Raw genomic sequence first — 13,755 nt, forward strand, 5'->3', positions numbered from 1 at the left:
GTAAAGCGCCCGCCAAATTCACCCTTTTAGGGGCAGTATTTTGAGGATGCCAATGGCCACGCAAACAGAACAAGCAAATCGTTCTTGGTATAAACGCAATGAAATTGCGCTGACACCTTGGTTGTTTCTGATCCCCGGCATTTTGATGTTTTTGTTTTACGTCATTTTACCCGTATTTCAGAGCTTTTATATTTCGACCCTTGATTGGGATGGATTGGGGCAGGGCACATCGGTCGGTTTTGAAAACTACCGTGAATTGTGGCATGACCCTGCGTTTTATACATCTTTGCGCAATAACCTGATTTGGTTGGCGTTGTATTTATTAGCAATTCCTGCGGGGTTGTTTATTGCATTGTTTTTGAACCAAACGGTCACGGGCATACGTTTATACAAATCCTTATTCTTTTTCCCATTTGTGATTTCACAAGTGGTGGTTGGTTTGGTGTTTACGTGGTTTTACGATCCAACATTTGGATTGTTAAACACGTTTATCGGCTGGTTCGGGTTTGGGCCGATCAATGTGCTGGGCGATCCAAGATATGTCACATATGGTATTATCGCGGCGGGGTTATGGCCTCAAACTGCATATTGCATGATTTTGTATCTAACGGGGCTAAACGCCGTTGATCCAGAACAGGTCGAGGCCGCGCGTCTGGATGGTGCAAAGGGATGGCGCATGTTGTGGTATGTGATCATTCCACAACTGAAACCTGCGACATTCATCGCGTTTGTTGTGACCGTGATTGGGGCGCTGCGATCATTTGATTTGATTTCAATCATGACCAACGGCGGCCCATTTGGCGAGAGCCGTGTGTTAAGTTTTTACATGTTCGAAGTGGCGTTATCCGAATATGGATTCCGCATGGGGTACGGTGCCGCCATTGCTGTGGTTCTGTTCCTGATCATGCTGTGTTTCATCACCTATTTCTTGTACTCGATGTACAAAGAAGAAAAGGGGCATTGATATGTTTCCAACCCCGGTCGAAAAATCGTCACGCACGTGGCAATTAACGTATCAATCCTTGTTGCCAGTGGCATTGATCCTATGGCTGTTGCCACTGATCGCTGTGGCGCTGTTTTCCATCAAACCTGCGGGTGATTTTTCGGCGGGGAATTATTGGAACCTGCCATCGCAATTTGCCGGCTTTGAAAATTACGGACGGGTGTTTTTGGAATCCGACATGCCGCGTTATTTGCTCAATTCCGTGTTCATCACCATCCCCACCGTGATCGGGGCGGTTGCGCTGAGTGCGATGACAGGATTTGCTCTTGGCATTTATCGCTTCAAGCTGAACCTGGCGGTGTTTTTCCTGTTTGTTGCGGGCAACTTTGTGCCATTTCAAATCTTGATGGTGCCAGTGCGCGACCTGACATTACAGATGGGATTATATAATACCAAAACGGGTTTGGTTTTGTTTCACATCGCATTTCAAACGGGTTTTTGCACATTGTTCATGCGCAATTTTATCCGTGCATTGCCGTTCGAATTGATCGAGGCCGCGCGTGTTGAAGGCGTTGCAGAGTGGCGCATTTTTTGGTTCGTGGTTTTGCCGCTGATGAAACCCGCAATAGCAGCACTCGCTGTGTTGATATTTACCTTTATCTGGAACGATTATTTTTGGGCGGTTGTGCTAACCCAAGGAATCGAGAGCCAGCCCGTCACCGCAGGAATTACATCGTTCAACGCACAATACCGCGCCGCATATCATTTGATGAGCGCGGGATCGATTGTGGCGGCCATTCCGCCCGTTGCGATGTTCTTCTTGATGCAGAAACACTTTATTGCTGGCCTGACTTTGGGCGCTGTGAAATAGGATAAAACCATGCCAAAGAAAATTACCTTTATTGGTGCTGGCTCCACAATTTTTATGAAAAATATTGTGGGCGATGCGCTGCATTATGATGCGCTTTCTGATGCAACAATTGCACTGATGGACATTGATCAATCGCGTTTGGATGAATCCGAATTGGTTGCGAAAAAAATGATCGCATCAATGGGTGTTGGGGCAACTGTGGAAACCTGTACCGATCAACGTGCGGCGCTAACCGGTGCGGATTTCGTTGTCGTCGCGTTTCAAATCGGGGGGTATAAACCGTGTACCCTGACGGATTTCGAAATTCCAAAACAATATGGTTTGCGCCAAACGATTGCCGATACTTTGGGCATTGGTGGTATCATGCGTGGGCTGCGCACGGTGCCACATTTGTGGAATATCTGCGAAGACATGCGTGCGGTTTGCCCCGATGCATTAATGTTGCAATATGTAAACCCGATGGCGATCAATACTTGGGCGATTGCGGCACGTTACCCCGATATCAAACAGGTAGGTTTGTGCCATTCGGTACAGGGCACTGCGGCGGAACTTGCTCATGATCTAGGCGTTGATGTTGATAAACTGCGCTACAAGGTGGCAGGCATAAACCATGTTGCTTTTTTTCTGGAATTGGAAGAACGACTAGCAGATGGATCATATGCCGATGTTTATCCACGTCTGTTTGAAGGTTATCGCAATGGAACCTATCCGCGTACAACCGGTGCGAATGAACGTTGCCCAAATTTAGTGCGCTATGAAATGATGAAACAGCTTGGGTATTTTGTGACGGAAAGCTCGGAACATTTTGCTGAATATGTGCCGTGGTTTATTAAATCGGGGCGCGATGATTTGATTAAACGTTTTCAAATTCCCCTGGACGAATACCCAACCCGTTGCGAAGAACAAATCGCCGATTGGAAATCACAGGCAGAGGCGTTCAAAAAGGCCGATAAAATCGAAGTACCCAAAAGCCATGAATACGCCGCCACAATCATGAATGCGATGTCTACCAACACGCCAGCCGTGATTTACGGCAATGTCGCCAATCATGGATATATTCCACAACTGCCTGATGGTGCCGCGATAGAAGTTCCTTGTCTGGTTGATGGCAACGGGATTAGCCCAACAGTGGTTGATGATATCCCACCTCAATTGATCGCACTGATGCGCAGCAATGTGAATGTTCAGGAACTGACAGTGGCAGCGTTGTTGACCCAAGACCGCGAACACATTTACCACGCGGCAATGATGGATCCGCACACTGCCGCCGAATTGGATTTGGATCAAATCCGCGCGATGGTGGATGATCTGTTGGTTGAGCATGGCGATTGGTTGCCCGAATGGGCACGCACACAGGTGGCAGCATGACAGATAACGTAACCTTTCACGATTTGTCTGGAAAATCCGTATTTATCACGGGTGGCGGTTCTGGCATTGGCGCCGCACTCACCGATGGGTTCTTGGCACAGGGCGCCAAGGTCGCATTTGTCGGGCGATCCGATGCAAGCGCGTTTTGTGATGAAATGGACCAAAAACACGGTGGCAATCGTCCCCATTTTATGCAATGCGATATCACCAATATTGGCGAATTAAAAAAATGCATCAAGCAAGCTGGTGAACGCCATGGTCCCATCAGTGTTTTGGTGAATAATGCCGCCAACGATGCCCGCCACACCGCCGATGAGGTGGACGAAAAATTCTGGGAATTTATGTTGGATGTGAACCTAAAGGCGTATTTTTTCGCAGCCCAAGGTGTGGTTGACGGTATGCGCGAACACGGGGGCGGTTCAATTATCAATTTCTCCTCCATCAGCTATATGATGGGGAATGCGGGTTATCCTCTTTATACGATGGCAAATTCAGGGATTAATGGATTAACCCGTTCGTTGGCACGAGAATTTGGCCCTGATCATATTCGGGTAAATGCACTGGCGCCCGGTTGGGTTTTGACCCAAAAACAAAAAGATATGTGGGTTACCGAAGAAGGGCTTAATGCGCATATGGCGCGTCAATGTCTGCCCGATCCACTTGCACCAGAGGATATCGTTGATGGTGTATTGTTTTTGGCATCCAAATCATCCAAAGCAATGACTGGGCAGGCTTTGGTAATTGACGGCGGTGTTGTGGTAACAGGATGAGCGAAGACAAACATATTTCACCCGATTGGATCGCTGTTGATTGGGGTACATCAAATTTACGTGCTTGGGCCGTTTCAAAATCAGGGCGTGCGTTGGATATGTTGCGTTCATCCGATGGTATGGGCGGTTTAAACCGTGATGAATTTGAACCGGCGTTACGAAAATTAATTGCGCCGTGGGTAGCGGGTGGAAAAACAACAATTGTGGCTTGTGGCATGGTGGGGTCACGCCAAGGTTGGATCGAGGCATCATATGCAACGGTGCCGTGTAAACCATTGCCCGATGGCATGATCAAAGCACCGACCGCCAATGACGATCTGTCGATTTATATTGTGCCCGGAATCCGCCAAAATAACCCAAGCGATGTGATGCGCGGCGAAGAAACACAAATTGCAGGGTTCATCGCAACCAACCCCGATTGGGACGGTGTGATTTGTCTGCCAGGCAGCCATACAAAATGGGTGCATATTAGCGCTGGCGAAGTTGTGTCATTTCAAACATTCATGACGGGTGAAATGTTCGACGCCCTGTCGCAAAACACTGTTTTGCGCCATTCAATCGCCGATACAGGCTGGGACGATGATGCGTTTCATGCGGCATTGTCTGACAGCATCAGCAAACCCGAGCGCATCGCTGCCCGTCTGTTTTCGTTGCGTGCGGATGGGTTGTTAACAGGACAAAGCCCGCAAATTGCGCGCGCGCGGTTATCGGGGTTATTAATCGGAGCAGAGCTTGCGGCTGCGCGTGCCTATTGGTTGGGGCAACAAATTGCGATTCTGGGTGATGATGCATTGTCCAAAATCTATGCCAATGCGTTAAATGAACAGGGCGTACCTGCGATGTTAACGGATGCAAATTATATGACATTGGCGGGATTAAACGCCGCATATCAATCGCTAAAGGAAACAGCATGAGCCGCCCCTTGATCGCCATTTTGCGCGGTGTAAAACCTACCGAGGCCGTGGATATTTGCGCAGCAATCATCGATGCGGGGTTTGATCGCATCGAAGTACCACTAAATTCCCCCGATCCGTTTGATAGCATTGTATCGATGGTGAAAAAATTTGGCGATATCGCATCAATTGGTGCCGGCACCGTATTGAGTGTGGATGATGTTAAGCGCGTATCGGATGCCGGTGGGCGCATGATCGTGTCGCCCAATTGCGACGTGGATGTGATTAAAAAAACTAAATCTCTTGGCATGCAAAGCTATCCCGGTGTTTTAACGCCAACCGAATGTTTTGCCGCATTGCACGCAGGGGCCGATGGGTTGAAATTTTTCCCAGCAGGGTTGCTGGGCGTGTCTGGGTTAAAAGCATTGCGAGCGGTGTTACCTGCGCAAACCGAAACTTACATGGTCGGTGGTGCGGGTGCGGATAATTTTGGTGAATGGATTGCAGCAGGGGCAACTGGATTTGGCATTGGCACCGCGCTCTATACGCCAAACAGTACCGCAGCGGACGTTGGAAAACGTGCCCGCGCGATGGTTGCGGCCTATGATGAGGCAATCAAATGATCCATGATGACCGTGTTTGCAAATTGGGCGAGGGGCCATTGTGGCACCCAACACGCAAACAGTTTTTCTGGTTTGATATCAATCGGAAATGTTTGCTGACAACGGGCAGCGAATGGAAATTTGATTTCCATGTCTCAGCGGCGAGTTGGATTGATCATGATCACCTGTTGATTGCTGGGCAATACGCGTTGTTGAAATTTAATATCGAAACGGGTGAGCATCACGAATTGATCGCGCTTGAAGCGGGGGATAAAACCACCCGTTCCAACGATGGCCGTGCCGATCCGTGGGGTGGGTTTTGGATTGGCACCATGGGGCGCAATGCGGAACCCGAGATGGGGGCGATTTATCGTTACTATCGCGGTGAATTACGCAAACTTTACGCGCCCATCACCATTTCTAATGCGATATGTTTTAGTCCCGATAAACGCCATGCGTATTTCACGGATACACCGACCCAAAAAATAATGCGCCAAAATTTGGATGAAAGTGATGGCTGGCCCGTAGGTGATCCAGCTGTCTGGCTTGATCTGACCCAAAAAGATTGGCGCCCCGACGGCGCGGTTGTTGATCTGGCTGGCAATGTTTGGATTGCCATATGGGGCGGGTTTGGCGTGGTTTGCTTTTCGCCTGATGGTGAATTTATTTGTCATGTAAAATTCGACGCAGAACAAACCACTTGCCCAGCATTTGGCGGTGCTGAACTGCGCGATTTATATTGCACATCGGCAGCACAGGGATTGAGTGCGGACGCGCTCGCTGCAAATCCAAACAGCGGCAAAACATTTGTCCGTCACGATGTTGCCCAAGGGCAGCGTGAACATCAGGTTATATTATGAAACGAACGCTTGGCGTATGCTATTACCCGGAACATTGGCCGATGGATCAATGGGCGATTGATGCGCGCGATATGGTTGCGGCAGGGTTGTCTTGGGTGCGTATTGGTGAATTTGCATGGTCACGTTTGGAACCATCCGAGGGTGATTTTCAATTCGAATGGCTCGATCGTGCGATTGAAACGCTGGGCGAGGTTGGCTTGAAAATTATCCTTGGTACGCCCACGGCAACTCCCCCGAAATGGGTTTTGGAAAAATACCCCGATATGTTGGCCGTTGATGAAAAGGGACGCCCACGCAAATTTGGATCGCGCCGTCATTATTGTTTTAGCCACGAAGGGTTCCAATCTGAATCGCGGCGCATCACGCGTGTTTTGGTCAAACGATACGGCAAAAATCCTCATATCGCGGCTTGGCAGACGGATAATGAATATGGCTGTCACGATACAACGCGCAGTTATTCGAACGCAGCCCGTTTGGCGTTTCAAAACTGGCTCGCGCAGCGCTATCAATCAACCGATGCGATGAACCGCGCGTGGGGCAATGTGTTCTGGTCGATGGAATATGATACGTTTGATCAGGTGGATCTACCCAACCTGACGGTGACGGAGGCAAACCATCCACATCTGTTGGCCTTTCGCCGGTTTAGTTCGGATCAAGTGGTTGCGTTTAATCGTATTCAGGTCGATGAAATTCGCGCGCATTCTGATGCGCCAATTATCCACAACTATATGGGGCGGGTCACGGATTTTGATCACTATGCCGTTGGTGCAGATTTGGATATCGCGAGTTGGGATAGCTATCCGATCGGGTTTTTGTCCGATCGTTTGGAAGCAACGGATGACCACAAGGCGCGGTATCTGCGCCAAGGTGATCCTGATATGCAAGCATTTCACCATGATCTTTACCGCGCTGTGGGCAAGGGGCGATGGTGGATTATGGAACAACAACCTGGCCCTGTGAACTGGGCGCCATATAATCCCGCACCCCTTGCGGGAATGGCGCGTCTTTGGGCCTGGGAAGCATTCGCGCATGGTGCGGAAACAGTGTGTTATTTCCGTTGGCGACAAGCCCCATTTGCCCAAGAACAGATGCACGCGGGATTGCAACGCCCCGATGGTGTCGATGCCCCCGCGATGGCCGAATGCAAACAGGTGGCAGATGAAATCGCCAACTTGCCCGATGTGGGAACAGCAACGGCAGATGTTGCATTGATATTTGATTATCATTCCTGTTGGGCGTGGGAATCCCAACCACAGGGCGCAGATTTTGATATGTTCCGCTTGGCATTGGCCAGCTATCGTGCGCTGCGCCGTGCAGGGCTATCTGTCGATATCATATCACCAGATCATCCGATTGATCAGTATAAGCTGGTGCTGGCACCAGGGTTGATGCATGTGAATGATGATTTGAACGAACGTTTGGCCGCGTTTGATGGTGTGGCGTTATTGGGGCCGCGCACGGGATTGAAAACCGATGAATTGTCCATTCCGATCCCGATGGGGCCAAATTTGCCAAACCTTGATGCTACGGTTTCATTGCTGGAAAGCATTCCACCAAACAGTGCGATCAAGCTTGATGGTGGTGGACAGTTTTTACACTGGTTCGAACATCTGGAAGGACAGGGCGATATCGCGCGTGTAACCATCGATGGTAAACCCGCAATCATGCACGCGGGTGGTCTACATTACATGGCGGGTTGGCCTGATGATGATACATATTTGGATGTCATTAAATCACTTTGTACAGCTGCGGGGATTGAAACATTGAACCTGCCTGATGGATTGCGGGTGCGCGATACGCAGACGCATCGGTTTTATATCAATTACGCGCCCGAGCCATGTGAAATGGATGGGATAACGATCAATGGCGCGGATGTTGTTTGGGTGAAACGGGGTTAAACCACGTTCACTGACAATTCGCCCACGCCTGCAATGGTCCCAAACATTTTGTCCCCACGTTTGATGGCACCAACGCCCGCTGGCGTGCCACACATAATCAAGTCACCTGCGCCAACTTCAAAATATTGCGACAGGTATTGGATCATTTCAGGCAGCTTCCATATCATTTGATTAAGATCGCCCACCTGTCGTTGGTCACCATTGATCGACAAGGAAATTTCGCCGCTGTCAGGGTGGCCAATTTCGCTTGCAGGAACAAGAGCACCCATTGGCGCGGAATGTTCAAATGCCTTGCCAATTTCCCACGGGCGTCCCATTTTTTTCATCTGCCCTTGTAGATCGCGTCGTGTCATGTCCAGTCCAACACCATAGCCAAACACATGGGTCAACGCATCATCCAATGCGATATTACGCCCACCCGATTTAAGAGCAACAACCATTTCAATTTCGAAATGCACGTCATCGCTGTGATCAGGATAGGGAAACACCCCCGAATTATCAGCATTCTGTGCGTTTTTTTGAAAGAAAAATGGTGGTTCACGATCTGGATCATGCCCCATTTCAATGGCGTGATCGGCAAAATTGCGCCCCACACAATAAATGCGCCGTACTGGAAATTTAGCGTCCATCCCATCCACATCAATGGCACAAATTCGTGCAGGTTCGATCACATATTCCATCGCGTATACCTTTGTTTTTGCGAAAATGTTACTCAAGATAGTTTGGATCTACAACCCAATGATTATTGCAACAAGACAATCCAATCACTAGCATTTTGGACAAGAGGAAAATTATATTTAGGGAGGTTTCACATGCTTGGCAAAATGATGCACCGTCAGCTCACCATTAGTTCGTTGATCCAACACGCGGCAAAATACCATAGTAATACAGAGGTCGTTTCGGTGGAAATGGACGGATCGATGGTTCACAGCAACTGGGAAACCGTTGATCAAAACGCACGCAAATTGGCATCCGCACTTGGCCAGATTGGCATTAAATCTGGCGATAGATGCGCAACTATTGCATGGAATAATACGCGCCACTTAGAGATTTATTTTGGTGTGGCAGGTGGAGGCATGGTCTGCCACACGATCAACCCGCGTCTATTCCCCGAACAGTTGATCTATATCATCAACCACGCCCAAGATCAGGTTTTGTTCGTTGATAAAACATTTCTGCCAATCGCGGCGAAATTGGGCGAACACCTGAAAACGCTCAAGGCGGTGATATTGATGGGGCCGCGCGATGATGACGCGGCGGGAATGGTGGATGGTTTGTTGTTTTACGATGAATTGTTGGCAGGCGCGGACGCTGATTACAACTGGCCAGACATTGATGAAAACAGCCCTTCTAGTCTGTGTTATACATCGGGCACCACGGGCAATCCAAAGGGTGTTTTATATTCGCACCGTTCAACGGTGTTGCATTCGTTGGGTGGGAACCAACCAGATGGGTTGGCAATTTCGGCGCGTGATACGGTGCTGCCCGTGGTGCCGATGTTCCATGTGAATGCGTGGGGTGTGCCGTATATTGCCGCCGCTGTTGGGTGTAAATTGGTGTTGCCGGGGCCAGGCATGGATGGTGACAGCTTGGTGCGTTTGATCGATGGTGAAAATGTGAGCCTTGCACTTGGTGTGCCAACGATTTGGATGGGGCTGCTCGCTGCATTGGAAGCGTCGGGGAGCGAGGCGAAATCATTGAAACGCACGGTTGTCGGTGGTTCCGCGTTGCCGCCATCAATGATCCCAATTTTTCGCGACAAATATGGCGTGGAATTAATCCATGCGTGGGGCATGACGGAAACAAGCCCGCTTGGCACAATGAACAATCTTTTGCAAAAACATGTAACGCGCTCCGCGGATGAACAAGCGCAAATCCGGCTGGGGCAGGGACGCCCACCATATGGTGCTGATCTGCGTATTATCGATGAAAATGGCGTGGTGTTACCTCATGATGGTACAACACAGGGTGATTTGCAAATCCGTGGGCATTGGATTGTTGATACATATTATGGATCAGATACAACCGCGTGCACTGATGATGGGTGGTTTGACACAGGCGATGTTGGCACGATTGATGCTGATGGTTATCTGATCATACGTGATCGATCCAAGGATATCATCAAATCAGGCGGTGAATGGATTTCAACCGTGGAATTAGAAGGGATCGCGATTGCACATCCAGAAATATCCAATGCGGCAGCAATTGCCGCGCGACATGATAAATGGGACGAACGCCCCGTGTTATTGGCGATTAAAGCTGAAAACAGCACGGTCAGCGAGCAAGATATTTTGGATTTTTACGACGGGAAAATCGCCAAATGGCAGATACCTGATCGGGTGATTTTTGTTGATGAACTGCCCCTTGGCGGGACAGGAAAAATTTTAAAAAACAAACTGCGCGAACAGTATGGCGATGTATTGTTAGCCACCTACTGATACGGATCGAACCTGCTTTTGTCTGCGTAATACCAGTTGTGCACAGACAAAAGCAGCAATGGCGCACAGCGCGATTGCACCGATCATCGGCAAGGCTGTGCCATCAAAAAATGGCGCAGCAGCCACGATAATCAACCCACCCAAAATCATTTGCATCGCGCCACCCAATGATGATGCTAGCCCCGCAATTTCACCATGGGGATCAAGCGCCATAACCATCGTCGAAGGTATCACCAGCCCAAGACCTGCGTTTGCAAAAAAGAGGCAAACGATAATCACAGGCAACGTGGCAAATCCCGCCACTGCCAATCCCAATAATAGTACGGCGAAAAAAGTGAAAATGGTTGTCCCCCAAAACACAACGCGCCCCATTGTGATGCGTTCGCCCAATGGCCCTGCGAATTGCGAAGCACTGAAAAATCCGATGGCATTGACCGCGAATGCTAAGCTGAATTGTACCGGCGAGAGGCCAAATTGTTCGGTGTAAACGAATGCCGCGCTGGACAAGAACACAAAAAAGCTGCCCATGCCAAATGCGCCAATCAGGGTCAGCATCATGAAATACGGATCGCCGAGCAATGTTTTGCTGCCCCGTGTTAGTGCACGTAAGTTTATCGGGATGCGTTTTTCAATCGGTAGTGTTTCTGGCAACATGAAATGTGCCAACAAAACGCTGGCCAAGGCCGCACCACACAGAAAGTAAAAAATCCAGCGCCAGTTGCCGATCGCAATTACGCCGCTTCCTGCTAATGGGGCAAGCATGGGCGAAACACTGATCACCATCATAATTAACGCCATAAGACGCGCCGCCTCGGGTCCTGTGTGCAAATCACGAATGATTGCGCGTGGAATAACCATGACAACAGCGGCCCCCAACCCTTGGACAAAGCGCCAAGCAAGCAAGGTTTCGATATTTGCCGCCAGCGCACAGCCCAGCGAACCGATAATGAAAATGCCCAAGCCAACCATTATCGGCCGTTTGCGCCCCGATTGATCCGCCCAAGGGCCATAGACCAATTGTGCAATCCCAAAGGCCGCAAAATATGTAATGATTGTTGCCTGCACCGTTGTTTGCGCAACACTCAAATCATCCGCGATCGCGGGGAGCGCGGGTAAATACATATCAATTGCAAACGGCCCAACCGTAGACATTAGCCCCAATACAATTGCGGCGCGAAATAATGAAATTTGCATAAGCTTTCCAATGGTGTGATGTGCGCCTGTTTTAACGTGGCGTCATAAACTTGCAAGTGATGCTTTTGTCTTTTTGAAAAATTGATAGCGTCGTGAGCCGCGCGATTTTCAAAAGTTTTCGCACCGAAAATTCAAACTTCCCACTCACGGATCATATTTGGGATTGCGGTCTGCACGGTTCTGTTTGCATCATCGGTGATGCCAGCTTGTTTCAAGACTGCGGCGCCAAGCAATGCAGTGACCAATATGTCAACTTTGGTGTTGATATCAAAGTCGGGTTTTACTTCGCCACGTTTGATGCCCAATTCCAATGCATCGACAAAGCACCTGCGTAGGGTTGCAAAATATTGTTCAATGCGATCGTCAATTTCATGATCGCCACGTGGGAATTCTGTAACCGCGGTGCGCAACAGACATCCTTTTTGGTTTGCACAGTCAAACTGTTCGCGGTCTGTGATGTTTTGGAACCATTGTGCGATTGCAGGTAAAACGTTTTGTGAAGGCAGCGGTAAAAAGTTTGTGATATTTGCGTTCAGATAATGATCGAGTGTCGCTAAAAAGAATGATTTTTTACCACCATATTCGCGTTGCAGGGTAAACCGCGTTAGGCCTGTTTTTTCTTCTATTTGCCTTGTGCTCACGGCATTATAACCGTTTTGCCAGAATAAATCCTGAGCAGCGGCCAGTGCCTGTTGATGTGTAACATTTCGCGCACGCGCCATTGAGAATACCCTATTGCATTTTTTGGTCAGTCGGATAAATGCGTTTCTATCCACGCGGATAGCATGAATATCGCAAGTGGTTCAATTAATTTATCTGACCGCAGATAACAATAAATCTTGTTAATTTGCACAGTTTAAGGAACGCATTATGTCGCTTTTTCGGTTCATTTCAATTTTGGCATTAGCTTTTTCTGTTCAATCAGCATTTGCGCAAGACAACATAAAAGCGGCAAAAATTTTCACCGTTCAATCCAATGCGACAAACGCAACACGCCAGTTTTTCGGCAAAGTTGTCGCCAAAGAAACAGTTGACTTGGCATTTCGTGTTGGCGGACAAATTGAGAAATTCCCAGTGATCGAGGGCGAATTCATCGCCAAGGGTGATTTGATCGCCGAGCTAGATCGCGAAGTTTTTCAATTGGCATTGGATCAGGCGCGATTGCAAATGGATCAATCGAAACGCACACTTGATCGGTTGAACAAACTGCGTGGCAACACCGTGAGCCAAACCGCGGTTGACGATGCAAAAACCGCGTTTGAATTATCCGCGCTTGCCGTGCGCCGTGCCGAACGCGATTTGCAAGAAACCAGAATGATTGCACCATTTGATGCATTGGTTGCATCGCGTAATGTTGCGAATTTTTCATCGGTGAGTGCCGGAAGCGCTGTCGCGCGTTTACATGATATGTCAGAGGTGCGTATCGAAATAGAGGCCCCCGAAGTGTTGTTCCAACGCGCGGGTGTTAACCCCAAGGTCGACGCATGGGCCAAGTTTCATTTGAGTGACAAAGAATACCCGCTTGAAATTCGCGAATTCAACGCCGAAGCATCGGCGATTGGGCAAACGTTAACCATTACATTTGGGATGGAAACGCCCAAGGACATGTTGATCATTCCGGGCCTATCAATTTCTGTTTTCATTTCCATGGCTTCAGAAGAACCATTTGCAACAATCCCATCATCAGCAGTGAATACAAAAAACGATGGGACACCCGTTGTGATGGTGTTTGAACCCACCGACGAAACCCACGGCACCGTAAGTGAAGTGGAAATCGAGATCAGACCAAGCGCCACAGGCAAGGTCGAAGTGATAAGCGGTTTGACCGCAGGCCAAGAAATTGTTGCGAGTGGCGGCGCAAACCTTAACACAGGTGATAGCCTTAAACGCTTCACTGGCTTTGCGAATTGAGCTGAAT

Annotated in this window: 13 protein-coding genes; 10 read left to right on the forward strand and 3 right to left on the reverse strand. The window is 49.0% G+C overall.

All coding sequences use genetic code 11. From position 1 onward, the window contains the following. Positions 1 to 52: 52 nt before the first annotated feature. The 8 genes from IE094_RS03895 to IE094_RS03930 are packed head-to-tail and all read left to right on the forward strand — an operon-like array spanning position 53 to position 8,205. Positions 53 to 964, forward strand: a complete 912-nt coding sequence (locus IE094_RS03895) for a carbohydrate ABC transporter permease (RefSeq protein ID WP_229802017.1) — start codon at positions 53 to 55, stop codon at positions 962 to 964. Position 965: 1 nt separating this feature from the next. Beyond that, positions 966 to 1,814: a carbohydrate ABC transporter permease gene (locus IE094_RS03900; RefSeq protein ID WP_189639223.1), complete on the forward strand. Its 849-nt coding sequence runs from the start codon at positions 966 to 968 to the stop codon at positions 1,812 to 1,814. A gap of 9 nt (positions 1,815 to 1,823) precedes the next feature. Next, positions 1,824 to 3,182, forward strand: coding sequence for an alpha-glucosidase/alpha-galactosidase (locus tag IE094_RS03905; RefSeq protein ID WP_189639224.1), 1,359 nt, complete (start codon positions 1,824 to 1,826; stop codon positions 3,180 to 3,182). Continuing rightward, positions 3,179 to 3,952 carry an SDR family NAD(P)-dependent oxidoreductase gene (locus tag IE094_RS03910; RefSeq protein ID WP_189639225.1) on the forward strand — a complete coding sequence of 258 codons (774 nt, stop codon included), beginning with the start codon at positions 3,179 to 3,181 and terminating at the stop codon, positions 3,950 to 3,952. The genes IE094_RS03905 and IE094_RS03910 overlap by 4 nt, the downstream gene beginning before the upstream one ends. Next, complete coding sequence (locus IE094_RS03915; protein ID WP_189639226.1) at positions 3,949 to 4,866, forward strand: 2-dehydro-3-deoxygalactonokinase; 918 nt, start codon at positions 3,949 to 3,951, stop codon at positions 4,864 to 4,866. The genes IE094_RS03910 and IE094_RS03915 overlap by 4 nt, the downstream gene beginning before the upstream one ends. Further along, positions 4,863 to 5,468, forward strand: a complete 606-nt coding sequence (locus IE094_RS03920) for a 2-dehydro-3-deoxy-6-phosphogalactonate aldolase (protein WP_189639227.1) — start codon at positions 4,863 to 4,865, stop codon at positions 5,466 to 5,468. Before IE094_RS03915 ends, IE094_RS03920 begins: the two co-directional genes overlap by 4 nt. Further along, positions 5,465 to 6,307: an SMP-30/gluconolactonase/LRE family protein gene (locus tag IE094_RS03925; protein WP_189639228.1), complete on the forward strand. Its 843-nt coding sequence runs from the start codon at positions 5,465 to 5,467 to the stop codon at positions 6,305 to 6,307. The genes IE094_RS03920 and IE094_RS03925 overlap by 4 nt, the downstream gene beginning before the upstream one ends. Next, positions 6,304 to 8,205: a beta-galactosidase gene (locus tag IE094_RS03930; protein ID WP_189639229.1), complete on the forward strand. Its 1,902-nt coding sequence runs from the start codon at positions 6,304 to 6,306 to the stop codon at positions 8,203 to 8,205. Before IE094_RS03925 ends, IE094_RS03930 begins: the two co-directional genes overlap by 4 nt. On the opposite strand, the gene IE094_RS03935 is transcribed toward IE094_RS03930, so the two are convergent. Continuing rightward, entirely contained in the window at positions 8,202 to 8,885 is a 684-nt protein-coding gene (locus IE094_RS03935; RefSeq protein WP_189639230.1) for a fumarylacetoacetate hydrolase family protein, read from the reverse strand. The two genes, IE094_RS03930 and IE094_RS03935, sit on opposite strands and share 4 nt — an antisense overlap. A gap of 132 nt (positions 8,886 to 9,017) precedes the next feature. Here IE094_RS03935 and IE094_RS03940 point away from each other — a divergent pair, with 132 nt between their 5' ends. Then, positions 9,018 to 10,643, forward strand: coding sequence for a long-chain fatty acid--CoA ligase (locus IE094_RS03940; protein WP_189639231.1), 1,626 nt, complete (start codon positions 9,018 to 9,020; stop codon positions 10,641 to 10,643). On the opposite strand, the gene IE094_RS03945 is transcribed toward IE094_RS03940, so the two are convergent. Both IE094_RS03945 and IE094_RS03950 read right to left on the reverse strand, forming a co-directional pair. Next, positions 10,629 to 11,837, reverse strand: coding sequence for a multidrug effflux MFS transporter (locus IE094_RS03945; RefSeq protein WP_189639232.1), 1,209 nt, complete (start codon positions 11,835 to 11,837; stop codon positions 10,629 to 10,631). The two genes, IE094_RS03940 and IE094_RS03945, sit on opposite strands and share 15 nt — an antisense overlap. Positions 11,838 to 11,968: 131 nt before the next feature. Further along, entirely contained in the window at positions 11,969 to 12,559 is a 591-nt protein-coding gene (locus IE094_RS03950; RefSeq protein ID WP_189639233.1) for a TetR/AcrR family transcriptional regulator, read from the reverse strand. Between the two features lie 148 nt (positions 12,560 to 12,707). Between IE094_RS03950 and IE094_RS03955 the strand changes: the two genes are divergently transcribed. After that, a complete protein-coding gene (locus tag IE094_RS03955) occupies positions 12,708 to 13,748 on the forward strand; it encodes an efflux RND transporter periplasmic adaptor subunit (protein ID WP_229802018.1) in 1,041 nt (346 codons plus the stop codon). The last annotated feature ends 7 nt before the right edge of the window (positions 13,749 to 13,755 follow it).

It is taken from the genome of Paramylibacter ulvae (genome assembly GCF_014652655.1).
Lineage (GTDB): Bacteria > Pseudomonadota > Alphaproteobacteria > Rhodobacterales > Rhodobacteraceae > Amylibacter > Amylibacter ulvae.

Excerpts from the sequence above, each read along its gene's own strand:
- IE094_RS03895 (WP_229802017.1), top strand. The coding sequence starts at position 53 with ATGGCCACGCAAACAGAACAAGCAAATCGTTCTTGGTATAAACGCAAT.
- IE094_RS03900 (WP_189639223.1), top strand. The coding sequence starts at position 966 with ATGTTTCCAACCCCGGTCGAAAAATCGTCACGCACGTGGCAATTAACG.
- IE094_RS03905 (WP_189639224.1), top strand. The coding sequence starts at position 1,824 with ATGCCAAAGAAAATTACCTTTATTGGTGCTGGCTCCACAATTTTTATG.
- IE094_RS03910 (WP_189639225.1), top strand. The coding sequence starts at position 3,179 with ATGACAGATAACGTAACCTTTCACGATTTGTCTGGAAAATCCGTATTT.
- IE094_RS03915 (WP_189639226.1), top strand. The coding sequence starts at position 3,949 with ATGAGCGAAGACAAACATATTTCACCCGATTGGATCGCTGTTGATTGG.
- IE094_RS03920 (WP_189639227.1), top strand. The coding sequence starts at position 4,863 with ATGAGCCGCCCCTTGATCGCCATTTTGCGCGGTGTAAAACCTACCGAG.
- IE094_RS03925 (WP_189639228.1), top strand. The coding sequence starts at position 5,465 with ATGATCCATGATGACCGTGTTTGCAAATTGGGCGAGGGGCCATTGTGG.
- IE094_RS03930 (WP_189639229.1), top strand. The coding sequence starts at position 6,304 with ATGAAACGAACGCTTGGCGTATGCTATTACCCGGAACATTGGCCGATG.
- IE094_RS03935 (WP_189639230.1), bottom strand. The coding sequence starts at position 8,885 with ATGGAATATGTGATCGAACCTGCACGAATTTGTGCCATTGATGTGGAT.
- IE094_RS03940 (WP_189639231.1), top strand. The coding sequence starts at position 9,018 with ATGCTTGGCAAAATGATGCACCGTCAGCTCACCATTAGTTCGTTGATC.
- IE094_RS03945 (WP_189639232.1), bottom strand. The coding sequence starts at position 11,837 with ATGCAAATTTCATTATTTCGCGCCGCAATTGTATTGGGGCTAATGTCT.
- IE094_RS03950 (WP_189639233.1), bottom strand. The coding sequence starts at position 12,559 with ATGGCGCGTGCGCGAAATGTTACACATCAACAGGCACTGGCCGCTGCT.
- IE094_RS03955 (WP_229802018.1), top strand. The coding sequence starts at position 12,708 with ATGTCGCTTTTTCGGTTCATTTCAATTTTGGCATTAGCTTTTTCTGTT.